Annotated in this window: 19 protein-coding genes; 9 read left to right on the forward strand and 10 right to left on the reverse strand. The window is 74.7% G+C overall.

What is annotated here, in order from left to right:
* Positions 1-8: 8 nt before the first annotated feature.
* The 3 genes from ACIF8T_RS00835 to ACIF8T_RS00845 form a co-directional block, all read right to left on the reverse strand.
* A complete protein-coding gene (locus ACIF8T_RS00835; RefSeq protein WP_400029735.1) occupies positions 9-365 on the reverse strand; it encodes a peptidase inhibitor family I36 protein in 357 nt (118 codons plus the stop codon).
* A gap of 210 nt (positions 366-575) precedes the next feature.
* Positions 576-1379 carry an endonuclease I family protein gene (locus tag ACIF8T_RS00840; protein ID WP_400029737.1) on the reverse strand — a complete coding sequence of 268 codons (804 nt, stop codon included), beginning with the start codon at positions 1377-1379 and terminating at the stop codon, positions 576-578.
* A gap of 175 nt (positions 1380-1554) precedes the next feature.
* Entirely contained in the window at positions 1555-3735 is a 2181-nt protein-coding gene (locus ACIF8T_RS00845; RefSeq protein ID WP_400029739.1) for an ArnT family glycosyltransferase, read from the reverse strand.
* Positions 3736-3935: 200 nt separating this feature from the next.
* Between ACIF8T_RS00845 and ACIF8T_RS00850 the strand changes: the two genes are divergently transcribed.
* The 5 genes from ACIF8T_RS00850 to ACIF8T_RS00870 all read left to right on the forward strand — a co-directional run bounded on the left by ACIF8T_RS00850 (position 3936) and on the right by ACIF8T_RS00870 (position 11731).
* Positions 3936-4787: a serine hydrolase gene (locus tag ACIF8T_RS00850; RefSeq protein ID WP_400029741.1), complete on the forward strand. Its 852-nt coding sequence runs from the start codon at positions 3936-3938 to the stop codon at positions 4785-4787.
* 53 nt (positions 4788-4840) lie between these two features.
* Entirely contained in the window at positions 4841-5866 is a 1026-nt protein-coding gene (locus ACIF8T_RS00855; RefSeq protein ID WP_400029743.1) for an esterase-like activity of phytase family protein, read from the forward strand.
* A gap of 130 nt (positions 5867-5996) precedes the next feature.
* Positions 5997-9728 (forward strand): ABC transporter ATP-binding protein, encoded by a 3732-nt coding sequence (locus tag ACIF8T_RS00860; RefSeq protein WP_400029745.1) that lies wholly within the window; start codon positions 5997-5999, stop codon positions 9726-9728.
* 82 nt (positions 9729-9810) lie between these two features.
* Positions 9811-10197 carry a hypothetical protein gene (locus tag ACIF8T_RS00865; RefSeq protein ID WP_400029747.1) on the forward strand — a complete coding sequence of 129 codons (387 nt, stop codon included), beginning with the start codon at positions 9811-9813 and terminating at the stop codon, positions 10195-10197.
* Positions 10198-10294: 97 nt separating this feature from the next.
* Positions 10295-11731, forward strand: coding sequence for a S28 family serine protease (locus ACIF8T_RS00870; protein ID WP_400029749.1), 1437 nt, complete (start codon positions 10295-10297; stop codon positions 11729-11731).
* A 25-nt stretch (positions 11732-11756) separates the two neighbouring features.
* Here ACIF8T_RS00870 and ACIF8T_RS00875 read toward each other — a convergent pair whose 3' ends face one another.
* The 3 genes from ACIF8T_RS00875 to ACIF8T_RS00885 form a co-directional block, all read right to left on the reverse strand.
* Positions 11757-12404 carry a hypothetical protein gene (locus ACIF8T_RS00875; protein WP_400029751.1) on the reverse strand — a complete coding sequence of 216 codons (648 nt, stop codon included), beginning with the start codon at positions 12402-12404 and terminating at the stop codon, positions 11757-11759.
* Between the two features lie 110 nt (positions 12405-12514).
* Positions 12515-14350 carry a glycoside hydrolase family 3 protein gene (locus tag ACIF8T_RS00880; protein WP_400029753.1) on the reverse strand — a complete coding sequence of 612 codons (1836 nt, stop codon included), beginning with the start codon at positions 14348-14350 and terminating at the stop codon, positions 12515-12517.
* A 264-nt stretch (positions 14351-14614) separates the two neighbouring features.
* Positions 14615-15625 (reverse strand): LysR family transcriptional regulator, encoded by a 1011-nt coding sequence (locus ACIF8T_RS00885; protein ID WP_400029755.1) that lies wholly within the window; start codon positions 15623-15625, stop codon positions 14615-14617.
* A 99-nt stretch (positions 15626-15724) separates the two neighbouring features.
* Between ACIF8T_RS00885 and ACIF8T_RS00890 the strand changes: the two genes are divergently transcribed.
* Entirely contained in the window at positions 15725-16648 is a 924-nt protein-coding gene (locus tag ACIF8T_RS00890; protein WP_400029757.1) for an EamA family transporter, read from the forward strand.
* Here ACIF8T_RS00890 and ACIF8T_RS00895 read toward each other — a convergent pair.
* From ACIF8T_RS00895 to ACIF8T_RS00910, 4 genes are all read right to left on the reverse strand, one after another.
* Positions 16632-17432 carry a sugar phosphate isomerase/epimerase family protein gene (locus tag ACIF8T_RS00895; protein WP_400029759.1) on the reverse strand — a complete coding sequence of 267 codons (801 nt, stop codon included), beginning with the start codon at positions 17430-17432 and terminating at the stop codon, positions 16632-16634. The two genes, ACIF8T_RS00890 and ACIF8T_RS00895, sit on opposite strands and share 17 nt — an antisense overlap.
* Before the next feature lie 42 nt (positions 17433-17474).
* Complete coding sequence (locus ACIF8T_RS00900) at positions 17475-17804, reverse strand: GNAT family N-acetyltransferase (RefSeq protein ID WP_400029761.1); 330 nt, start codon at positions 17802-17804, stop codon at positions 17475-17477.
* Between the two features lie 254 nt (positions 17805-18058).
* Positions 18059-18658, reverse strand: a complete 600-nt coding sequence (locus ACIF8T_RS00905; protein WP_400029763.1) for a dihydrofolate reductase family protein — start codon at positions 18656-18658, stop codon at positions 18059-18061.
* Positions 18659-19304: 646 nt separating this feature from the next.
* Entirely contained in the window at positions 19305-20354 is a 1050-nt protein-coding gene (locus ACIF8T_RS00910) for a LacI family DNA-binding transcriptional regulator (protein WP_400029765.1), read from the reverse strand.
* 301 nt (positions 20355-20655) lie between these two features.
* Here ACIF8T_RS00910 and ACIF8T_RS00915 point away from each other — a divergent pair, with 301 nt between their 5' ends.
* The 3 genes from ACIF8T_RS00915 to ACIF8T_RS00925 are packed head-to-tail and all read left to right on the forward strand — an operon-like array spanning position 20656 to position 23788.
* Positions 20656-21807 carry a Gfo/Idh/MocA family protein gene (locus ACIF8T_RS00915; RefSeq protein WP_400029767.1) on the forward strand — a complete coding sequence of 384 codons (1152 nt, stop codon included), beginning with the start codon at positions 20656-20658 and terminating at the stop codon, positions 21805-21807.
* Positions 21804-22958: a dihydrodipicolinate synthase family protein gene (locus tag ACIF8T_RS00920; protein ID WP_400029769.1), complete on the forward strand. Its 1155-nt coding sequence runs from the start codon at positions 21804-21806 to the stop codon at positions 22956-22958. The genes ACIF8T_RS00915 and ACIF8T_RS00920 overlap by 4 nt, the downstream gene beginning before the upstream one ends.
* A 32-nt stretch (positions 22959-22990) precedes the next feature.
* The gene (locus ACIF8T_RS00925) at positions 22991-23788 is read left to right on the forward strand and encodes a sugar phosphate isomerase/epimerase family protein (RefSeq protein ID WP_400031436.1); all 798 of its coding nucleotides are present in this window, start codon (positions 22991-22993) and stop codon (positions 23786-23788) included.
* Positions 23789-23836 lie beyond the last annotated feature (48 nt).

Below are 23836 nucleotides of genomic sequence, written 5' to 3' on the forward strand. Positions count from 1 at the left end.
CCGGCGGGTCAGCAGGCGCCCGGACCCACCCCGTCGATCCGGCCGCCGAAGTCGCCGCGGTAGCGGGAGCGCCAGTCGCCGTTGAACACGTCGCGCTTCTCGACCGGCTGCCAGTTCACGAAGCAGGCCCGGGTACTGGCCACGAACGAGCCGACGCGGTCGTGGAGGCGGGGCGGCATGTCGCGGTAGCCGCTGCGCGCGGTCCACTCCCAGTAGTCGCCGCCGAAGCCCTCGCCGCTCCAGAAGCACACCGAGCCGTCCGGACAGGACGGCGGGGCGGCCGGCGCGGCGGACGCCGTGTGGGCGGGCAGCAGGAGCGCGGTCAGGGTCAGGGCGGCGGCGAGGGACCAGGAACGAGTCTTCACGGCACTCTCCAGGAGGGGTCGTGGACGCGGATCGCCCCGGCGGACGTGCCGGGGCGATGCCATGGTCCCGGCGGAGCGGGCCGGGCCGCGCGGTACGGCCGCCCACACCACCTCTTGGGGCGAACCGGGGGCCCGGCGAGGGAACGCCCCGCCGGGCCCCGGGCGCGTCCGCGCCGGGCGTACGGGTCCCGGACACCGGCGCGTCCGGGGCTACCAGATCGCCTCGACCCACTCCGGGTGGTCGATGAACGGATTGCGGTTCTTCTGGTAGCTGTCGTAGATGACCTGGTTGCGGCGCTCCTCGAAGGCGTCCGGCGGGTCCTGCTCGTTCCACTGCTTCAGGACCGACAGCCGTCCGGTGTAGGGGCTGCTGCCGTTGCCGACGCGGTCGTTGGGCTCCAGGTCGGCCCAGGCGTCGTCGCCCTCGTAGCGGACGGCCATGTACAGGATCATGCGGGCCACGTCGCCCTTGACGGCGTCGCGCGGCTCGAAGGAGTCGGAGTCGGTGTAGCTGGTCGTGGTGCCGCCGACCGCGCTGCCGCCCTCGTCGAAGTCCTTGTTGCCGCGGATGGAGTTGACGGTCACGTCCTCGGGGCGGATGTGGTGCAGGTCGGTGCCCGGACCGGTCGAGGTGGTGAGGTCGCCGTGCGAGATCGCCCAGACGTGCTCGCGGTTCCAGTCGCCGACGTCGCCGCCGTTGAGGCTCTTGCTGCGGGACTTGCCGGAGTACAGCAGGATCACGTTGGCACTGTTGGCCGGGTCCTGGTCGGTGACCTTCAGGGCCTCCCAGAGCGCCGAGTACGACAGCTTGGTCTGGCTGCTGATGATGGTGTGCAGGGACGACTTCAGGGCGGTGCCCGTCTTGCCGACGGCGTTCCTGTAGTACGTCGCGTCGTACGCGGTCGTCGTCGCGGCGGCGGGGGTGGCGGTGAGCGCGGGGGCGGTCAGGCCGACCAGGGCGGCGGCGACGGCCAGCGCCGGCGGCTTCCGGCGGCGTATGCGTGTCGACGGCATGGGGAGTCCCATCTACGCGGGTTGAGGAGGGGCAACCCGGAGAGTGGCATGCACATGCAGTCATGTCCATGAACGGGGCGTATCGAGCGCGTGACGCTGCGCGAACCGGTGCGCGGCGACGGCCCCCGCCCGGGGGGGGGCGGGGGCCGTGCGCGGGAGGTGAGGGGACGGAACGTCAGGTGACGTCCGACGGGTCCAGGCGGTAGACCGTGGAGGTGGACTCCGTGCCGCTCGCGGAGTCGCCGGTGCTGGAGCCGGAGCCGGAGCCGGAGCCGGAGTCGGTGCCGGTGTCCGCGGCCGAGGCGGACGCGGAGGCGTACTCGCTCGCCCGCACCGCCGTGCCGTGTTCCCGCACCCACGCCGTGACCTCGGAGCTCAGGCCGCTGCCGCCGCCCATGCCGCCGCCGCCGACCTGGACGTAGTGCAGGTCGCCCGCCTTCACCAGCTCCTTGAGCCTGGCGAGGGTCATCGCCTCGTCCGAGCCGGACCAGCCCCACATGGAGATGACGGGCTGTCCGCTGCTCAGGATCAGCTGCGCCGCGCTCTGCGAACCGGACACCGCGAGCAGCCAGGTGGCGCCGTCCTGATGCTTCTTCAGGTACGCGATCAGCTCGCTGCTCGCGCCGCCGCCCATGCCGCCGCCGCCCATGCCGCCGGGAGCCTGCCCGCCGCCCTGACCGGTTCCGCCGGTCCGGCCGTCCCGGCCGCTCGCGTCACCGGCGGCCGGGGCCCCGCTCGGCGCGCCCCCGCCAGGGAAGCCGCCCCCCTGGCCGTCCGACGGCGCGGTTCCGCCCGGCGGTTCACCCGTGCCCGGCCCGCCTTCGCCCCCGCCCGCGAAGCCCCGGCCGCCTCCGCCGCCGGGCCCCCCGAAGCCGCTGCCCGTGGCCGGGCCCGCGGTCGGGTTGGTCCCGCTCATGCCGCCGCCCGACCCGGCCGGCACCGACCAGGCGTACGCGGCCGGGCCCGCCACCGCCGCGACGACCGCCGCGGCCACGGACGCCGCCAGCAGCCGCGCCCGGCGGCCGGAGCGGAAGACGAGCAGCCCCGCCACGGCCAGCGCCATGAGGACCGCGATCGACGGCCACAGCCAGCTGTTCCAGCCGGAGGCCCGGCGCAGCAGGACGACGGCCCACAGCGCGGTGACCGCGAGGCCCAGCGGGAGCACCCAGACCCAGCGCCGGTCGGCCCGGAAGGCACGCAGCAGCAGCAGGCCGCCGCCCCCGCACAGCGCCGCGATGCCCGGCGCGAGCGCGGTCGTGTAGTACGGGTGCATGGTGCCCTCGGCCATCGCGAAGGTCAGGTAGTGCAGGGCGGTCCAGCCGCCCCACAGCACCAGCGCGGCTCGCGTGAGGTCCGTGCGCGGGGCGCGGCCGCACCGCACCAGGCCGCCGGCGCAGGCCAGCGCAGCGAAGGGGATCAGCCAGGAGATCTGCCCGCCGAGGACGTCGTTGAACAGGCGGCCGATGCCGGCGGTGCCAGAGAAGCCGCCGCCTCCGCCGCCCCCGCCGTTGCCGTCACCGCCGAGGATGCGGCCGAGGCCGTTGTAGCCCGTGATCAGGTCCCAGGCCGTGCCGTCCGTCGACCCGCCGATGTACGGGCGCGCGGAGGCCGGGACCAGCGAGACGGCCGCCGCCCACCAGAAGCTGGAGACGGCGAGCACCGCACCCGCGGCCAGCAGGTGCGCGATCCGCCGGGCGAGCCCCGGCCGCGCCGCGTACAGGTACACCGCGAAGACCGCCGGCAGCGCGATCCAGCCCTGCAGCATCTTGGTGTTGAAGGCCAGGCCGAAGCAGGCGGCCGACCCCAGCAGCGGCAGCAGCCGGCCGGTCCGCACGGACCGCAGCGCGAGGGCCGCGCCCGCCACCATCAGGAGGACCAGCAGGGTGTCGGGGTTGTTGTCGCGGTTGATGGCGACCGTGATCGGCGTCAGGGCCAGCACCAGCGCGGCCACGGCGGCCGCGCCGGGGCCGAACACCCGCTTGACGCAGGCGTGCAGGATCCAGATCGTGGCGAGGGCCGCCGCGATCATCGGCGCCATCATCTGCCAGGTGCCGTACCCGAGCACGCGGCACGACAGGCCCATGACCATCAGCGCGAGCGGCGGCTTGTCGACGGTGAGGAAGTTGCCCGCGTCCAGCGAGCCGAAGAACCAGGCCTTCCAGCTCTGCGTGCCGCTCAGCACGGCGGCGCTGTAGTAGCTGTTGAGACCGGCGGAGGACAGGTTCCAGGCGTAGAGCACCGCCGCCAGGACCATGATCGCGATCAGGACGGGGAGCGACCAGCGCGCGGGGGCGGGCCCGGCGCCGGACTCGGGGGGCGCGGGGGCGCGGAGACGGGGATCGGTGGCAGATGTCACTCCGGCATGGTGGACAGCGGGGGTTGGCGCCCGCTGTGCCGCGGCTGGCCCCCGCCTGTGAAGCCGCCCGGGCCGTCCGCCGGGCGCGCGGTTGCCCGTCCGGCACGTGGTGTCCGTCCGGGGCGCGGTGTCCGCCCGGCGCGCCGCGACCTTCCCGGGGGACTACAACCTTTCCCACCCGTCCATGAGTCAAGAGGGGCATGACTCATGGGATATCCCGCCGCGCGAGACTGCTGGCGGCCGGTGCGGGCGCGGGCGTGCTCCTGCCGCTCGCCGCCGCCTCGCCCGCCGCCGCGGCCACGCCGGCCGTCAGCTGCACGTCCGCCAAGGCCGGACTCGCCGACAAGCTGAAGAAGGACATCACGGGCGCCCTCGCGGGCCGTTCGGGCACCGTCGCCGTCGGTCTGCACGACCGGACCACCGGCACGACCTGCACCCTGCGCCCGTCGACCGCCTACGACTCGGCCAGCGTCGTCAAGGTCACCGTGCTCGCCGTCCTGCTGTGGGACGCGAAGAAGCACAACCGGTACCTCACCGACCGCGAGGCCTCCCTCGCCACCGCCATGATCACCAAGTCGGACAACACGGCGACCTCCACCCTGTGGAAGCAGCTGGGCCTGACGAAGATCAAGGGTTTCCTCGCCGCCGCCGGGATGACCCAGACCGTGCCGGGCGCGAACGGCTACTGGGGCCTGACCCGGATCACCGTCACCGACGAGCAGAAGCTGCTCAAGCTGGTCACGGCGAAGAACACGGTCCTCAGCGACAACTCCCGCGCCTACATCCTGAAGCTGATGGGCCAGGTCGTCTCCTCGCAGCGCTGGGGCACGCCGTACGGGGTGCCCGCCGGGGTCTCCGTGGCCGTGAAGAACGGCTGGCTGCAGCGCGCCACGTACGGCTGGCGCGTGCACAGCGTCGGCGCGTTCAAGGGCGGCGGCCACGACTACACGATCACCGTGCTCACCCACGGCAACAGCACCATGAACTACGGCATCGCGACCATCCAGGCCGTGGCCAAGGTCGTCCACCGCGACCTGGCGGCCGCGGGCTGACGCTTCACCGCGCCGCCTCCCGCCCGTCACCGGCCCGCCCTACGGTGACGCCCATGCGCCCGCGAACCGTACGCACCGTCCTCGCCGCCGTCACCGCCGGCCTGGCGGCGGCCGCCTGCCTGACCGCCGCCGGACCGGCGAACGCCGGGGGGAGCCGTGCCTGCTCGCCCTCCGTCGCCCTCGACCGCTTCTCCGACGCCCTCGACAAGACCACGTACGAGGGCACCTTCGTCGGCAACCTCTCCGCGCTCGCCGTCCGGCGCGACGGCTCGCTCGCCGCGCTCTCCGACCGCTCCGCGCTGTTCCGCCTGGACGGGCGGACGCTCGCGCCCCGGGGCGTCGTCCCGCTCGCCGACGAGGGCGGAGCCGCCCTGGACTCCGAAGGGCTCGTCGCCGACCGCGACGGCACGTACCTGATCAGCTCCGAGACCGAGCCGGCCGTACGCCGCCACGCCCCCGACGGCCGGATCCTCGACCGCCTGCCCGTGCCGGACGCGCTGCGCCCGGCCCCGGCCGGGCGCGCCGCCCCCAACGGCACCTTCGAGGGACTGACCCTGCTGCCCGGCGGCCGCACCCTGCTGGCGTCCATGGAGTACGCCCTGTCCGGCGACGCCCCGGGCATCGTCCGCCTCCCGACCTGGCAGCGCCGGCACGGGCGCTTCGTCCTCGGCCCCCAGTACGCCTACCGCGCCGACCCCGGCCTCGGCGTCCCCGAGGTCGCGGCCCTGCCCGACGGCCGCCTCCTCGTCCTGGAGCGCGGCTTCACCGCCGGGACCGGCAACACGGTCCGCCTCTACCTGGCCGACCCGCGCCACGCCACGGACACGAGCGGGATCGAGACCCTCACCGGCCAGGACGGCGTCCGGCCGGCCGGCAAGACGCTGCTGGCGGACCTCGCGGCCTGCCCCGACCTCGGCGCCACCGCGAAGCAGCCCCAGCCCAACCCTCTCCTCGACAACATCGAGGGCATGGCGGTCACGGGCCGGAGCAAGGGCCGCCTGACGGTCCTCCTGGTCAGCGACGACAACCAGAACCCCGTCCAGACCACCCGCTTCCTCCGCCTGCGCGTCCGCGTCTGACCGGCCCCCCGGCGCGGACCCCCGGCGGCGGACCCCGCGGCCCGGCCGCGCGTTTGTGACGGAGGGATGAAATCCGCTTCTGCCCGCGTTGGTGCCTTGCGGAAGATCAGGACGATCGGAGGGCACCGGCGTGGAAGCGAAACGGGGATGGGCACGACGGCTGTGGGGTCACGCCTGGAGCCATCCCCGGGACGTCGTCCTCGCCCTCGGCTCCTCGCTGGCCGGCATGGCCGTCATGGCCGTCGTCCCCCTGATCACCAAGGTGATCATCGACGACGTGATCGGCGACCACACCCGGGGCATGGCCGTGTGGGCCGGCGCCCTGGTCGCCGCCGCGCTGCTCGTCTACGTCCTCACCTACGTCCGCCGCTACTACGGCGGCCGGCTCGCCCTCGACGTCCAGCACGACCTGCGCACGGCGATGTACGCGACGATCACCCGGCTCGACGGCCGCCGCCAGGACGAGCTGTCCACCGGCCAGGTGGTCGGCCGGGCCACCAGCGACCTCCAGCTCATCCAGGGCCTGCTCTTCATGCTCCCGATGACCATCGGGAACTTCATGCTCTTCCTGATCTCCCTGGTGGTCATGGCGTGGCTGTCGCCGCCGCTCACGCTGGTCGCCCTCGCCGTCGCCCCGGCCCTGTGGTGGATCGCCCGGCGCAGCCGCACCCGGCTGCACCCCGCCACCTGGTACGCCCAGGCCCAGGCCGCCGCCGTCGCCGGGGTGGTCGACGGCGCCGTCAGCGGCGTCCGGGTGGTCAAGGGCTTCGGGCAGGAGGAGCAGGAGACCGGCAAGCTCCGGGAGGCCGGCCGCCGGCTGTTCGCCGGGCGGCTGCGCACCATCCGGCTCAACGCCACCTACACCCCGGCCCTCCAGGCCGTGCCCGCCCTCGGCCAGGTCGCCATGCTCGCGGTCGGCGGCTGGCTGGCCGTGCGCGGCGACATCACCCTCGGCACGTTCGTCGCCTTCTCGACCTACCTCGCCCAGCTCGTCGGCCCGGTCCGCATGCTCGCCGTGGTCCTCACCGTCGCCCAGCAGGCCCGCGCGGGCACCGAACGCGTCCTGGAGCTGATCGACACCGAGCCCTCCCTGACCGACGGCACCAGGGAGCTGCCCGCCGACGCCCCCGCCACCGTCGAGTTCGACGACGTCTCCTTCGGCTACGAGCCCGGCCGTCCCGTCCTCGACGGCCTCTCCTTCGAGATCCGCCCCGGCGAGACCCTCGCCGTCGTCGGCTCCTCCGGCTCCGGCAAGTCCACCGTCTCCCTGCTGCTGCCGCGCTTCTACGACGTCACGCGCGGCGCCGTCCTGGTCGGCGGCCACGACGTGCGCGAGCTGAGCCTGACGTCGCTGCGGGCCGCGATCGGGCTGGTCCCCGAGGACTCCTTCCTCTTCTCCGACACCGTCCGCAACAACATCGCCTACGGCCGCCCCGACGCCACGCAGGAGCAGATCGAGGCCGCCGCCCGGGCCGCCCAGGCCGACCGGTTCATCGCCGAGCTGCCCGACGGCTACGACACCGCGGTCGGCGAGCACGGCCTGACCCTCTCCGGCGGCCAGCGCCAGCGCATCGCGCTCGCCCGCGCGATCCTCACCGACCCGCGCCTGCTGGTCCTGGACGACGCCACCTCCGCCGTCGACGCGCGCGTCGAGCACGAGATCCACGAGGCGCTGAAGGAGGTCATGCGGGGCCGCACCACCCTGCTGATCGCCCACCGCCGCTCCACCCTGAACCTCGCCGACCGCATCGCCGTCCTGGACGGCGGCCGGCTCGCCGACATCGGCACCCACGACGAGCTCCAGGAACGCTCCGCCCTGTACCGGCGGCTGCTCACCGACCCCGACGAGCTCGGCGGCGTCTCCCCGGGCCACGAGCGGCCCGCCGCGCCCCGGGAGGACACCTCCGTCCGGGACGAGCTGGACGCCGAGTTCGACGCCGAGCGCGGCATCACGCCCCGGCTGTGGGCGGGGGAGCGGGAGCCCCGGGACGCGGCGCTGCACGGCAGCCCGGCCACCCCCGAGCTGCTCGCCCGGGTCGAGGCACTGCCCCCGGCCACCGGCACCCCCGGCATCGACGAGGCGCGCGCGGTCCGGCCCGAGGAGTCGTACGGGCTGCGGCGCCTGCTGGGCGGGTTCGGCACCCCGCTGCTCGTCAGCCTGGCGCTCGTCGCCGTCGACGCCGGCATGGGCCTGCTGCTGCCGGTCATGATCCGCGACGGCATCGACGACGGTGTCACCCGGGCCGCCCTCGGCGCGGTCTGGGCGGCCTCGCTGCTGGCGCTGCTGACGGTGGTCGTGCAGTGGGCGGCGCAGACCGGCGAGATCCGCATGACCGGCCGCACCGGCGAACGCGTCCTGTACGCGCTGCGCCTGAAGATCTTCGCCCAGCTCCAGCGGCTCGGCCTCGACTACTACGAGCGGGAGCTGACCGGCCGGATCATGACCCGGATGACGACCGACGTCGACGCGCTGTCGACGTTCCTGCAGACGGGCCTGGTCACGGCCTTCGTCTCGGTCGTCACCTTCTTCGGCATCATGGTCGCCCTGCTCGTCATCGACGTGCAGCTCGCCCTCGTCGTCTTCACCACCCTGCCCCCGCTGATCGTCGCCACCTTCTTCTTCCGCCGGGCCAGCGTGAAGGCGTACGAACTGGCCCGCGAGCGGGTGTCGGTGGTCAACGCCGACCTGCAGGAGTCGGTCGCCGGGCTGCGGATCGTGCAGGCCTTCCGGCGCGAGCGGGACGGCGAGCGGCGGTTCGCCGAGCGCAGCGACAGCTACCGGCGCGCCCGCGTCCGCGGCCAGCGGCTCATCTCGGTGTACTTCCCGTTCGTGCAGTTCCTGTCGTCGATCGCCGCGGTGGCCGTGCTGGTGGCGGGCGGCGCCCGGGTCGACGACGGCACGCTGACGGCCGGCGCGCTGGTCGCCTACCTGCTCTACATCGACCTGTTCTTCGCGCCGGTGCAGCAGCTCTCCCAGGTCTTCGACGGCTACCAGCAGGCGTCGGTCTCCCTGGGCCGCATCCAGGAGCTGCTCCGGGAGCCGACGTCCACCGGGTCCGCCGCCGAGCCGCTGGAGGTGCGCTCCCTGCGCGGCGAGATCGCCTTCGAGGACGTGCACTTCTCCTACGGCGCGGACGAGGAGGCCATCGGCGGGGTCGACCTGCGCGTCCCCGCCGGGCAGACCGTCGCGTTCGTCGGCGAGACCGGCGCCGGCAAGTCGACCCTGGTGAAGCTCGTGGCCCGTTTCTACGACCCGACCGCCGGGCGGGTCACCGTCGACGGCACCGACCTGCGCGACCTCGACCTCACCTCCTACCGGCACCGTCTGGGCGTCGTCCCGCAGGAGGCGTACCTCTTCCAGGGCACCGTCCGCGACGCCATCGCCTACGGCCGCCCCGACGCCACCGACGCCGAGGTCGAGGCGGCGGCCCGGGCGGTCGGCGCGCACGAGATGATCGCCACGCTGGAGGGCGGCTACCTCCACGAGGTGTCCGAGCGCGGCCGCAACCTCTCCGCCGGGCAGCGGCAGTTGATCGCCCTGGCCCGCGCCGAGCTGGTCGACCCGGACATCCTGCTCCTCGACGAGGCGACCGCCGCCCTCGACCTGGCCACCGAGGCACAGGTCAACCGGGCGACGGACCGGCTGGCGGGCCGCCGCACCACCCTGGTCGTCGCCCACCGCCTCACCACCGCCGCCCGCGCGGACCGGGTCGTCGTCATGGACCACGGCCGGGTCGTGGAGGACGGCACCCACGACGAGCTCCTCGCCCGCGACGGCCGCTACGCCGAGCTGTGGCGCACGTTCATCGGGGGCACCGGCCAGCCGGGCGGCGAGCGGGGGTCCGTGGCCGTGTCCTCGTGACGGTCGTGCAACCATCCGGCATACGTCGTGCGTCCGTACCTCCGTACGCCGATGCGTGGTGGTCGCGGTACGGAGGACGGCTGTGGACAGTGGAGCGATACGCCGACGGCTGGTGGTCGGCACGGCCGTGCTGACCGCGTCCGGGCTGCTCGCCCTGGCCGCGCCCGGCGAGGCGCGGGCCGCCGCCCACTGCGCCGGGCGCAAGGTCAGGACACTGCCGTTCTCCACCGGCTCGGTCGTCGTCTACAAGCGCAACGGCTACGTCTGCGCCGTCACGCTCCCCGGGAACCCCGGCACCGAGCGCACCATGTCGGTCAGCGTGCGGGCGCGCGGCGGCCGGCCCGTCGTCGACGAGGGCCGCTACAGGTACCGGGCCGGCCCGGTGACCGTGCACGCCGGGCAGCGCTGCGTGTGGGTGAAGGGCCGGGTGGGCCGCGGGTCGGTCAGCTCCGGCTGGATCCTGTGCTGACACCCCCCTCGATACAGGGTTATCCCCATGTCCCCTGGTGCTGGGCCGAGTTGGTCCGCTAGCTTCCGGCGCACATCTGTCTCACAGGGGAGTGCGCATGCGCAAGGCGCTCAGATGGCTGCTGGCGCTCACGGTGCTCATAGGCACACTGAGTACGGCGACAGCGGCCACCGCCGCCGAGCCGGCGGCCACCGGCCCGGCCGGCACCGCCGACATCAAGGAGAGACTGCTCTCCATACCGGGCATGAGCCTGGTGGAGGAGAAGCCGTACACCGGGTACCGCTTCTTCGTCCTGACCTACACCCAGCCGGTGGACCACCGCAGCCCGGCGAAGGGCACGTTCCGGCAGCGCATCACCGTGCTGCACAAGGACGTCACGCGGCCGACCGTCTTCTACACCAGCGGCTACCACGTCTCCACGGCACCGCGCCGCAGCGAGCCGACGCAGATCGTGGACGGCAACCAGGTCTCCCTGGAGTACCGCTTCTTCAGCCCGTCCCGGCCCGACCCGGCCGACTGGTCCGAGCTGGACATCTGGCAGGCGGCCAGCGACCAGCACCGCGTCTTCAAGGCCCTGAAGAGCGTCTACACCGAGAACTGGATCTCCACGGGCGGTTCCAAGGGCGGCATGACCGCCACCTACTACGAGCGCTTCTACCCCCGGGACATGGACGGCGTCGTCGCGTACGTCGCCCCCAACGACGTGGTGAACAAGGAGGACTCGGCCTACGACCGCTTCTTCGCCCGCGTCGGCACCGAGGAGTGCCGCGACCGGCTGAACGGCGTGCAGCGCGAGGCCCTGGTGCGCCGCGAGGCGCTGAAGGAGAGGTACGCGGCCTACGCCGCCGAGAACGGCTACACCTTCACCACCATCGGCAGCCTGGACCGCGCCTACGAGGCGACCGTCCTCGACTACGTGTGGGGCTTCTGGCAGTACAGCCTGCTGAAGGACTGCGACCGGATCCCGGCCGACGCGAAGAACGCCACCGACGAGGAGATCTGGACCTCGGTCGACACGATCTCCGGCTTCTCCTTCTACACCGACCAGGGCCTGGAGCCGTACACGCCGTACTACTACCAGGCCGGCACCCAGCTGGGCGCGCCCACCATCCACTTCCCGCACATCGAGAGGAAGTACCTGCGCTACGGCTACCAGCCGCCGCGCAACTTCGTGCCGCGCGAGATCCCGATGCGGTTCCAGCCGTCGGTCATGCGGGACGTCGACCGCTGGGTGCGGCACAACGCCCGGCACATGCTCTTCGTCTACGGCGAGAACGACCCGTGGGGCGCCGAACCGTTCCGGCTGGGCAAGGGGGCCGAGGACTCCTACGTCCTGACGGCCCCCGGCCTGAACCACGGCGCGAACGTGGCCGGCCTCGTCGCCGAGGAGAAGGCCCTCGCCACCGCCCGCATCCTCGACTGGGCGGGCGTCGCCCCGGCCGCGGTGCAGGCGGACCCGTCGGCGGCCAGGCCGCTGGCGACGTTCGACGCGAAGCTGGACAAGCGGGGCGCGGAGCGCACGCTGCGTCCGTGACGCCGCCGCTGCGCCCGGCCGCCGCTCACACCGGCCGGGCGCAGCCCACCGGCGTCCGGCCGCCCAGCCGGACGTACAGGGCCGTCGACGCCGGGCAGTCCGCGCGCGTGCGGACCGCCTTCGTCACCTCGTACTCCGGCTCCTCCCGGCCGGTGCCGTCGCAGGCCGTCTCGCGGACCTGCCCGTCGCCGGAGCCGTAGACGCAGTCGCCGACGATCGTGCGGGGGCCGCCCCCGCCGCCGGGGTCGCCGGGGTGCGGCGGCTGCAGGCCGCGCATGCAGGCGTAGCCCCGCGGCACCGCCCCGTCGCCGTCCTCGTCGAGGGCCGGGTGCTGTTCGCTGATGTGCAGGACGAAGTCCGTGGTCGCCGGGCAGCGCGGCCCGTCGGCGACCGTGCCGTCGTGCCGGGCCACGACCCGGGCCGCGGCCCGCTCGCCGTCGCACGGCACCTCGGTGAAGGCCGTCCGGCCGAAGGAGCTGCACTCGCCGACCGCGAGGAACACCGCCCCGTACCCGGACGTCCGGCTCGGCACCGGCGCCGGCGCGGTGCCGGCCCGCTCGCCGAGCCGGCCGTCCCGCGCACCGGCGCCCGACGGGGCCTGGCACCCCGTCAGCAGGGCCGCGAGCAGCGCGCCGAGCCCGCACACCACCCCCGCAGACCATCTCTCGCGCATCGCCGTCCCCCCGAGTACCCGTCCAGCGTGACCCCCCGCGGCGGGTCACGCCAGGCGTACGGGGTGCTTTGCGCAGGGTGGGGGCGGTGCGCCCGGCCCGTGGCGTACGCCTAGTACGACAGCCCGTACCCGATGGGGTACAGCACCTGCGCGGGGTCGTCCGCCCGCGGCACCGGCACGGGCAGCCTGCCGCGCGGCGCCACCCGCCCCGCGATCACCCGCGCGGCCGCCCGCAGTTCGACGTCGGTCCAGGAGTACGCCGCCAGCACGGCCGGCACGCCGGGCAGCCGGGCCACGTCGTACGGGTTGCGGAGGGCGACCGCCACCACCGGCCTGCCGGTCGCCAGGAGCCGCTCGACGAGCGTGCGCTGGCCGCCGGACGCCGTGACGTTGTACGTGGCCGCCACCACCGCGTCCGCGTCCCCGGCCGCCGCGACCGCCCGGGCGACGGTCTCCGCGGAGGGCGCGGTGCCGGTCGGCAGGGCGGTGGCCGTGAAGCCGAGGGCGGTCAGCGCCTCCGCGAGCACGCCGGTCGGCGGGCCGGTGGTGCCGGAGGGGGAGGCCGGGTCGGCGCCGACCACCAGCAGCCGCGGGTGCCGGCGCCGGGAGAGCGGCAGCAGACGGCCCTCGTTGACGAGCAGGGTCGTCGTGCGCTCGGCGATCCGGTCGGCCGCCGCCAGGTGCGCGCGGACCCCCACCGCGCGGTCCACGCCGGCCTGGCCGACGTACGGGTCGCGCAGCAGTCCCAGCTTGGCCTTCAGCCGCAGGACGCGCAGCACCGACGTGTCGAGCCGGTCCTCGGTGAGCTCGCCGTCCCGCACCGCCGCCAGGACGGCGTGCCAGGCCAGGTCCAGGTCGGGCGGGTTGAGGAGCTGGTCGACGCCCGCCTTCAGCGCGAGCACCGGCACCCGGTCGTCGCCGTACCTGGTCCGGACGCCCTCCATGCCCAGGGAGTCGGTGACCACCACCCCGTCGTAGCCGAGCTCCTCGCGCAGGATGCCGGTGAGGATCGGCCGGGAGAGGGTGGCCGGGTCGCCGGACCCGTCGAGCGCGGGGACCACCAGGTGAGCCGTCATGACCGAGTCGACGCCGGCCGCGATCGCGGCGCGGAAGGGCGGCGCGTCCAGCGCCTCCCACTGCGCGCGGCTGTGCGGGATGACGGGGAGGCCGGTGTGGCTGTCGACGGCGGTGTCGCCGTGCCCGGGGAAGTGCTTGGCGGTCGCCGCGACCCCCGAGCGCTGGTACCCGGTGACCTCGGCGGCCACCAGCCGGGCCACCGCCCGCGGGTCGGCGCCGAACGACCGCACGCCGATGACCGGGTTGGCCGGGTTCACGTTCACGTCGGCCACGGGCGCGTAGTCCTGCCGGATGCCCATCGCGCGCAGCTCGCGGCCCGCGATCCGGCCGAGGGTCCGGGCGTCGGAGCGGGAGCCGCCGGCGCCGATCGCCATGGCGCCGGGGAACAGGGTGGCGGGCTCGCCCACGCGCGCGACCGCTCCGTGCTCCTGGTCGGTGGAGATCAGCACGGGCAGCCCGCGCGGCAGCTCCAGGGACGCCCGCTGGATGCCGTCGGACAGGTCCGCGATCTGGTGCGGGTCGCGGGTGTTGTGCGCCCAGGCGAAGTAGATGATGCCGCCGACCCGGTAACGGGCGATCAGCTCGGCGGCCGTGCGGACGCCGAGCTCCTTGAGGTTGGCGTCGACGTCGGCCTGGTCGGGCGCGGTGGCGGAGTGGCCGTAGACCCGCGTCACGAAGAGCTGGCCGACCTTCTCCTCCAGCGTCATCCGGGCGACGAGGGCGCGCAGGGAGTCCTCGCCGGGCCGGGCGCCGGCGCGGGCGGTGCCGCCGGCCGCCAGGGCCGCCGACAGGCCCGCCGTGGCCGCGAGGACCGTGCGTCTGGAGGGGACCGCGGTGTTTCCCGTGCTTCCCGTGCTGGTGTCGGGCACGTGCGCTCCTTCCGGAGGGGAACCGCTGAAGGAAACTTCCAGGGAGTCACCAATAACCGGGAAGTTTCTGCCGGTCAAGGGAATGCACAGTAACCCGGCGCGGTGCCGCAGCACGGGAGGGACCCGGGGTGTGCCGGAAGGGGCCGCCACCGGCGCGCCGGGAGGGGACGCGCCGGTGGCGGCACGGTGCCGGCCGGGGTGCGGCGGAGAGGGTGGGTCAGCGATCGCAGCCAGCAGCGAGGGCCGACACCGCACCACGGTGACTCATCCGGCAGCCTGCGCCTTGGACGGACGGGGGACGGGCCGGGTTCCCGGGTCCCGCGCATCGGTGCCGCCGGGACCGGGGGGACGGGAGGGGCCCGGCAGGGGCGCGGCCGTGACGCGGGGCCAGTGGGCGGTGAGGGCGCGGACGGTCTCCCTGATGGCCGGGCGGCGGGCCGCGCCCGTCCGCCACAGGGCGTACAGCCGCCGTACCGGCATCGGGTCCAGCGGCACCTGCACCACGCCGGCGGGCAGCGGGCCGCGGCCCAGCCGGGGGATGAGCGCGATGCCCAGCCCGGCGGCCACCAGGGCGACCAGGGTCGGGTTCTCCTCGGCCCGGTGGACGATGTCCGGCTCGTGCCCGGCCGCGCGCAGCGTGCGCACCAGCCAGTCGTGGCAGACCCGGCCGGGCGGCTGGCAGATCCACCGCTGCCCGCCCAGCTCGGCGCGCCGTACGGCCGTCCGCCCGGCGAAGGGGTGCCCCTCGGGGACGAGCAGGTCGCACAGGTCGTCCCCGATGACCTCCTGCTCCAGGCCCGCCGGAGCCGGCAGCGGCGCGATGTCCCAGTCGTGGGCGACGGCCAGGTCGACGGCGCCCTTGGCGACCAGGTCGACCGACAGGTGCGGGTCGACCTCGGTGAGCCGGGCGTCCAGCGCGGGGTGCCGCTCGCCCAGCTCGGCCAGGACCGCGGGCATCAGACCGCGGGCCGCCGACGGGAAGGCCGCGACGGTCAGCCGCCCGGCCGGCACCCCGCGCCGCTCCTCGAGGCCGGTCTCGGCCCGTTCCACGATGCCCATCAACTCCTGGGCGGTGGCGGCCAGTTGGCGGGCCTCTTCGGTGAGCCGCACGCCGCGGCCCGCCCGTTCCAGCAGCACCGTCCGGGTCTCCCGCTCCAGCTTGGCGATCTGCTGGGACACCGCCGAGGGCGTGTAGCCGAGCGCGGCGGCCGCGGCGCCGACCGTGCCGTGGACGGAGACGGCGTGCAGGGCGCGCAGCCGCTGGAGGTCGAGCACGGTTCCTCCTGGTCGGTGAGGACTGATCAGCGTTGCTTCATCCCACCATGCAGCAGGATTCGCTGGTGCTTCACGGTCCGCACGCGTGATCATCGACGCATGCGCCCCGCCCACCTCGCCCTCGCCGTCCTCGTCGCCGCCTCCTGGGGCGTCAGCTTCACCGTCATCGAGATCGGCCTCGGCCACTTCCCGCCGCTGCTGTTCTCCGCCCTGCGCTTCCTGGCGGCGGCGCTCCCCGCGGTCTTCCTCGTGGGGCGCCCGAAGGTGGCCTGGAAGTGGATCGTCGCGGTGGGGCTGGCGCTCGGGGTCGCCAAGTTCGGGCTGCTGTTCGTCGGCATGGGCGCCGGGATGCCGGCCGGCCTGTCGTCGCTGGTGCTCCAGGTCCAGGCGGTGTTCACCGCCCTGTTCGCCTGCCTCGCCCTGGGCGAACGCCTCTCCCGGGTCCGCCTGCTCGGCATGCTGGTGGCGCTGGCGGGGATCGGCGTGGCGGCGGTCGACGAGGGCGTCTCCGGCCCGCTCGGCGCCTTCGCGCTCGTCGTCGCGGCGGCGGCCTGCTGGGGCGCCTCGAACGTCCTGACCCGCAAGGCGGCGCCGCCCGACGCGCTCAACTTCATGGTCTGGGTCAGCACCGTCCCGGTCCTGCCCCTGCTGGCCCTGTCCCTGCTGGTGGAGGGCCCCTCCCGGGACCTGGCCGCGCTGCGCGCCCTGGACTGGCAGGGCGCGGGCACGGTCCTCTACGTCGCCTGGGTCACCACGGTCTTCGGGTTCGGCGCGTGGGGCCTGCTGCTGCGCCGCCACCCCGCCTCCACCGTCGCGCCGTTCTCGCTGCTGGTCCCGGTCTTCGGGATGACCTCGGCGGCCCTGTTCCTCGGCGAGCCGGTGAGCTGGCTGCGGGGCTGCGCGGCGGCGCTGCTGGTCGGCGGGGTGGCGCTGACGTCGCTGCCCGGGCGCGGCGGCCCGCGCCACCCCCGGCCGGCCGGGGCGCCCGTCGCCGTGGAGGAGCCCGTCAGGCCGAGTCGTTGAGCAGCCGGGCCAGGTGCTCGCGCCCGGTGTCCAGCAGGCCGGGCAGGCCGGGGGCGGACGCGTGCCACCGCTTCTCGTACTCCCAGCACAGCCAGCCGTCCCAGCCGTGCCGGGACAGGACCTCCACGCACTCGGCCAGCGGCAGCACCCCCGCGCCGAGCGGCAGCGGGGTGGTGTCGTCGGCGGAGGCGATGTCCTTCACCTGGATGTACCCGAGGTAGGGGGAGAGCGCCGCGAAGCTCTCCGAGGGCTGCTCGCCGCCCAGCCAGGTGTGCATGACGTCCCACAGGGCGCCGACCTGGCGGTGACCGACCAGGCCGAGGACGCGGATGGCGTCGGCGGCCGTGCGGTGCGAGTCGTGGGTCTCCAGCAGGATGCGCACGCCCGCGTCGGTGGCGTACTCGGCGGCGGTGCCCAGGCGCCGGGCGGCCGTCGCGTCGGCCTCCTCGGGGCTCTGGGACGGGTCGCCGCCGGGGAAGACCCGGACGTACGGGGCGCCGAGGTCGCGGGCGAGGTCGAGGAGGGCGCGCAGCTCGGCGAGGACGGGTTCGTCGTCGCCCGGCGCGGCGACCCGGACGTATCCCGCCAGGCCCAGGATCTCGACGCCGGCCGCCTTGCACGCGGCGGCCGCGTCGGTCCGTTCGCCGGGGCCGAGGCCGGTGTGGACCGGCTCCTCGGGGTGGGCGCGCAGCTCGACGCCGTGGTAGCCGTGCGCGGTCGCGAGCCGCAGCACGTCGGTCAGGGGCAGGCCGGGGACACCGAGGGTGGAGAACGCCAGCTTCATGGAAACGGACACTACCCGCCGCCCCGCCGCTGAACCCTCCGCCTACGCGGGCGTCGCGTCCGGGTCCGGCCGCCGGTCCTGGCCGACCGGGTCCCGGCCGGGCGGGTGGCGGGGCGCCCCGGCGGCCGGGACGAAGCCGTGGCGCTCGTGGACGCGGCGGGCGGCGGTGAGGACGTCGTCGGTCCACCGCGCCGCCTCGCGGGAGCCGGCCTCGCGCGCGAAGCCGGTGACGGTCCGCACGAGCCGGTCGCCGATGCCGAGGCCGCGGGCGCCCGGCTCGACGAGCGGCAGCCGCGGCCGGGCGGCCCCGTCGCCGCGTCCCGGCCGTGCATCACGCCGTCCACCGGCCGCCCGTCCGGCTCGGCGGTCCACACCCGCTCCCGGTCCGGGTCGTGGTCCGCGGCGAAGCCGGCGCCGATCCGGGCGACCGGGCTCTCGCACGCGCCGTTCCGGCCGTGCCCGGCGGCGTGGCGGGCGGCGTCGCGCCGCACGGTCCGGCCGAGGCCGCCGGGCGCGGGCCCGCGCAGGACGGCGTCCCCGGCGCGCGGCGCGCGGTCCCCGGAGAGCGGGGCGCGCACGGCCCGTCCGTCCGCGGCCGTACGGCGTCCGTGCCGCGCGTCCGCCCCTCAGGCCCCGGGGGTCGCCGCGCGGTACACGCACACCTGCGCGCCCGTCGGCGCGGTGGTCGCGGAGACCAGCTCGAAGGCGGCCTTCGTGCCGTCGTCCGGGAAGATCGACTTGCCGCCGCCGAGGACCACCGGCATCACGATGAGCCGCAGTTCGTCGGCCAGCCCCTCGGAGAGGAGCAGGCGGGCGAGGGAGGGGCTGCCCATGACCAGGAGGTTGCCGCTCTCGCCGTCGCGCAGCTTGCGCAGGTGGGCGACCGCGTCGGCGGCCGGGATGCGGGTGGTGTTGTCCCAGGTCAGGTCGGAGTCGTCGAGGGTGCCGGTGACGACGTACTTCCGGATGGCGTTCATCCGGTCGGCGAAGGGGTCGCCGGCCCGCCCGGGCCACGCCGCCGCCATGTTCTGCCAGGTGCGCCGCCCGAACAGCAGCGCGTCGGCCTCGCCCAGCGCCGCGTCGAAGGCGCCGCCGACGACCTCCGGGTCGAAGAAGGCGTGGCTCCAGCCGCCGTGCGCGAAGCCGCCGTCGGTGTCCTCCTCGGGGCCGCCGGGGGCCTGGACGACGCCGTCGAGGCTGATGAACTCGCTGATCACGATACGCATGGGAGGTACTCCGGTTCGTCGGTCGGCCGGTGGGGCGCGGTCGGTACGGCACTGAAGACCGGGGGCGGCGCGGAAACTCATCGCCGCCGGCCCAGGAGATTTCCGCTCGGCGCGGGAACCGCGCCCGGCGGCGCCCGCCGGTCCCCGCCCGCCGGCGCCCGGGACCCCTGCCCCGCCCCTCACGCAGGTCCCGCGGAAAACCCCTGCACTGCCCCTACCCCGCTCCCATAGAAAACCCTTGCCCGCGGAAAATCCCGGCCCCGCGGACGCCCGGACCTCGCCGAACCCCGGCCCCGCGACTCCCCGGCCTCGCCGAACTCCCAGCCCCGCGGACACCCGGGCCCCGCCGAACCCCCGGCCCCGCAACTCCCCGGCCTCGCCGAACTCCCAGCCCCGCGGACACCCGGGCCTCGCCGAACTCCCAGCCCCGCGGACACCCGGGCCCCGCCGAACCCCCGGCCCCGCAACTCCCCGGCCTCGCCGAACCCCCGGCCCCACGGACACCGGGGCCTCGCCGAACCCCCTGCCCTGCCCCTCACCTCGCTCCCGCAGAAAACCCTTGCCCGCGGAAAATCCCGGCCCCGCAGACCCCCGGGCCTCGCCGAACCTCCGGCCCCGCGGACACCCGGCCCCGCGACTCCCCCCGTCACTCCCCCCGAGGCACCGCCGAAGACCCCCGCACCATCAACTCCCCGCGTACCGAGGCGATCCCGCCGGGCGGCGGCTCCTCGCGGCCCATCGCGATGCGGCCGGCCCGGGCGCCCGCCTCGGCGAGCGGGAGGCGGACCGTCGTCAGGGACGGCACCGCGTCGATGCTGAAGGGCAGGTCGTCGAAGCCGGCGACCGACACGTCCTGCGGGATCCGCAGCCCGGAGTCGCGCAGCGCCGCGCACGCGCCGAGCGCGACGGAGTCGTTCGCGGCGACGACGGCCGTCAACGACGGATCGCGGCGCAGCAGTTCCAGCGTGGCCTCGTAACCGGACCGGCGGTCGTAGCGGCCGTGCACCGTCCAGCGCGGGTCCTCCTCGATGCCGTGCGCGGCGAGCGCGGCCCGGTGCCCCTCCAGCCGGTGCCGGGTGGTGGTGCGCTCCTCCGGACCCGCGATGTACCCGAGCCGCCGGTGCCCCAGCCCGATCAGGTGCTCGGTGAGCTCCTGCCCGCCCCCGCGGTTGTCGAAGGTCAGCGCGATCGCCCCGGTGTCCGGCGCCGGGGGCCGCCCGCACAGCACCACCCGCGTCCCGGCGTCCGACAGCTTCCGCAGCTTCGTGGCCATGGCCGCCTGGTGCGCCGCGTCCTCGATGGCACCGCCGGTCAGCACGACCGCCGCCGCCCGCTGCCGCTGGAGCAGCGTGAGGTAGGTCAGTTCGCGCTCCGGGGAGCCGCCCGTGTTGCAGACGACCGCGAGTCTCTCCCCGCCCGCCCTGCCGCCGGGCCCGCCGATCTCGGACTGGATCGCGCTCGCCATGATCCCGAAGAACGGGTCGGCGATGTCGTTCACCAGGATGCCCACCAGGTCGGAGGTGGCGGCGGCCAGGGCGCTCGCGGGCCCGTTGAGCACGTAGTCCAGCTCGTCGACCGCCTTCAGCACCCGCTCGCGGGTGGAGGCCGCCACGGGGTAGTTGCCGTTCAGCACGCGCGACACCGTCGCGGGGGAGACCTGCGCGCGGGCCGCCACGTCCGCCAGGGTCACCGTCATCTCGTAGTCCTCCGGTCGCGCATCTCGTCGTACGCCCTCGCACGCGCGTGTCGCGCGGTACGTCCTCGTACACATCCAGGTCCGGGGCCGTGGTTCCGAGCCCGGTTCCGAGCAGACCTTAAGGCCCCGGACCCCGGTTGTTCGCCCCCTCGAACAACACGACCCTCGCCGCGCTCTTGTCCGGACCACTGTGCAGAGGCTAGCTTCTCACTAGATAGAAAGCGCTTGCTGTGACGCTCACCAGTCAACCCGTGACCAGTGGGGCGTACGCGGCGCGCGGACCGCGTACGAAGGGAATGACGTGACACGCAAGACGGTGCGTATCGCCATGAACGGCGTGACCGGGCGCATGGGCTACCGCCAGCACCTGGTCCGCTCCATCCTGGCCATCCGCGAGCAGGGCGGTCTCGACCTCGGCGACGGCACCGTGCTGTGGCCGGAGCCGATCCTGGTCGGCCGCCGCGAGCACGCCCTCAGGGCGCTGGCCGACAGGCACGGGCTGGAGCACGTCTCGACGGACCTGGACGCGGTCCTCGCCGACGAGACGGTCGACATCTACTTCGACTCCCAGGTCACCTCCGCCCGCGAGGAGGCCATCAAGAAGGCCGTCGCGGCGGGCAAGCACGTCTACACCGAGAAGCCCACGGCCACCGGCCTCGACGGCGCCCTGGAGCTCGCCCGGCTGGCGGCGCGGGCCGGCATCAAGCACGGCGTCGTCCAGGACAAGCTGTTCCTGCCGGGCCTGCTGAAGCTGAAGCGCCTGATCGACGGCGGCTTCTTCGGCCGGATCCTGTCCGTGCGCGGCGAGTTCGGCTACTGGGTCTTCGAGGGCGACTGGCAGGCCGCCCAGCGCCCGTCCTGGAACTACCGCGCCGAGGACGGCGGCGGCATCGTCGTCGACATGTTCCCGCACTGGGAGTACGTCCTGCACGAGCTGTTCGGCCGGGTGCGGTCCGTCCAGGCCCTGACCGCCACCCACATCCCGCAGCGCTGGGACGAGAACGACAAGCCGTACGACGCCACCGCCGACGACGCCGCCTACGGCATCTTCGAACTGGAGGGCGGCGCGATCGCCCAGATCAACTCCTCCTGGGCCGTCCGCGTCAACCGCGACGAACTGGTGGAGTTCCAGGTCGACGGCACCGAGGGCTCCGCCGTGGCCGGCCTGCGCAACTGCCGCGTCCAGCACCGCAGCGCCACCCCCAAGCCCGTCTGGAACCCCGACATCCCCGCCACCGAGGTCTTCCGCGACCAGTGGCAGGAGGTCCCCGACAACGGCGAGTTCGACAACGGCTTCAAGGCCCAGTGGGAGCTGTTCCTCAAGCACGTCTACGCCGACGCCCCCTACCACTGGGACCTGCTGGCCGGCGCCCGCGGCGTGCAGCTCGCCGAGCTGGGCCTGAAGTCCTCGGCCGAGGGCCGCCGCCTCGACGTGCCGGAGGTCTCCCTGTGACCCTGCAACTGCCCGACGCGCAGGGCGGGCTGCGGACCTACGAACCCCGCACCGAACCCCTCGCCCTCGCCCCCGGCGCGTCCTTCACCTCCCGCACCGTCTTCTCCGCGGCGCACGTCGTCGCCGACCCGTACGCGGACGTGTCGCCCGACGCGCCCGCCGCCGTCGACTGGGACGCCACCCTCGCCTTCCGCCGCCACCTGTGGTCGCACGGGCTGGGCGTCGCCGAGGCCATGGACACCGCCCAGCGCGGCATGGGCCTGGACTGGGCGGGCGCGGCGGAGCTGATCCGCAGGTCGGCCGCCGAGGCCAGGGCCGTCGGCGGCCGCATCGCCTGCGGCGTCGGCACCGACCAGCTCACCGCCCCGGCCTCCCTGGCCGAGGTCCGCGCGGCCTACGAGGAGCAGCTCGCGCTCGTCGAGGAGTCCGGCGCCCAGGCCATCCTCATGGCCTCCCGCGCCCTGGCCGCCGCCGCGCGGGGCCCCGAGGACTACCTGGAGGTCTACGGCCACCTCCTGCGCCAGGCCGCCGAGCCGGTGGTCCTGCACTGGCTGGGCCCGATGTTCGACCCGGCGCTGGAGGGCTACTGGGGCTCGGCCGACCTCGACGCGGCCACGGACACCTTCCTGGAGGTCATCGCCGCGCACCCCGACAAGGTCGACGGCGTGAAGATCTCCCTGCTGGACGCCCGGCGCGAGATCGACCTGCGCCGCCGCCTGCCCGGGGGAGTGCGCTGCTACACCGGCGACGACTTCAACTACCCCGAGCTCATCGCCGGCGACGACCACGGCTTCAGCCACGCCCTGCTGGGCATCTTCGACCCGCTGGGCCCGCTGGCGGCCCAGGCCGTACGGGTCCTGGACACCGGGGACACGGAGGGCTTCCGCGCCCTGCTCGACCCCACGGTCGAGCTGTCCCGGCACCTCTTCCAGGCCCCGACCCGCTTCTACAAGACGGGCGTCGTCTTCCTGGCCTGGCTGGCGGGCCACCAGTCGCACTTCACGATGGTCGGCGGCCTGCAGTCGGCCCGTTCCCTGCCGCACTTCGCCCGGGCCTACGAACTCGCCGACACCCTCGGCCTGTTCCCGGACCCGAAGCTGGCCGAGGAACGGATGAAGACCCTGCTCGCGCTGTACGGGGTGGCCCGGTGAGCAACGGACTGGAACGCTTCTCGATCAACCAGATGACCGTGAAGCAGCTGTCGCTGCCGGAGCTGGCGGACGCCTGCCGGGAGCTCGGCGTCCCCGGAGTGGGCCTGTGGCGCGAGCCGGTGCAGGCGTACGGCGTCGAGGCGGCGGCCAAGCTGGTGCGGGACGCGGGGCTGACGGTGACGACGCTGTGCCGCGGCGGCTTCCTCACCGCGGTCGACGCGGACGAGCGGGCCCGGGCCCTGGCCGACAACCGCCGCGCGGTCGACGAGGCGGCCACGCTCGGCACCGACACCCTGGTGCTGGTCTCGGGCGGCCTGCCGGCCGGCTCCAAGGACCTGAACGGCGCCCGCGAACGCATCGCGGACGCCCTGGCCGAACTGGGACCGTACGCCGAACGGCACGGCGTGCGGCTGGCGATCGAGCCCCTGCACCCGATGTTCGCCTCCGACCGCTGCGTGGTCTCGACCCTCGCCCAGGCCCTCGACCTGGCCGAACGGTTCCCGGCGCAGCAGGTCGGCGTGACCGTGGACACGTACCACATCTGGTGGGACGACCGGGCCCCGGAGCAGATCGCCCGGGCGGGTGCGGGCGGCCGGATCCACACCTTCCAGCTCGCCGACTGGACGACCCCGCTGCCGGAGGGCGTCCTCAACGGCCGCGGCCAGATCGGCGACGGCGCGATCGACATGCGGCAGTGGCAGGGCCACGTGGAGGCGGCCGGCTACACCGGCCCGATCGAGGTGGAGCTCTTCAACGAGGACCTGTGGTCCCGCGACGGCCGGGAGGTCCTGGCCGAGACGGCGGCGCGGTTCGTGGCGCACACGACCTGACCGCCGGAAAAAAATCCCCGGAACCCGTGCAACCCTCCGCCCACCCGG

Source organism: Streptomyces sp. NPDC085946, assembly GCF_044540485.1.
Lineage (GTDB): Bacteria > Actinomycetota > Actinomycetes > Streptomycetales > Streptomycetaceae > Streptomyces.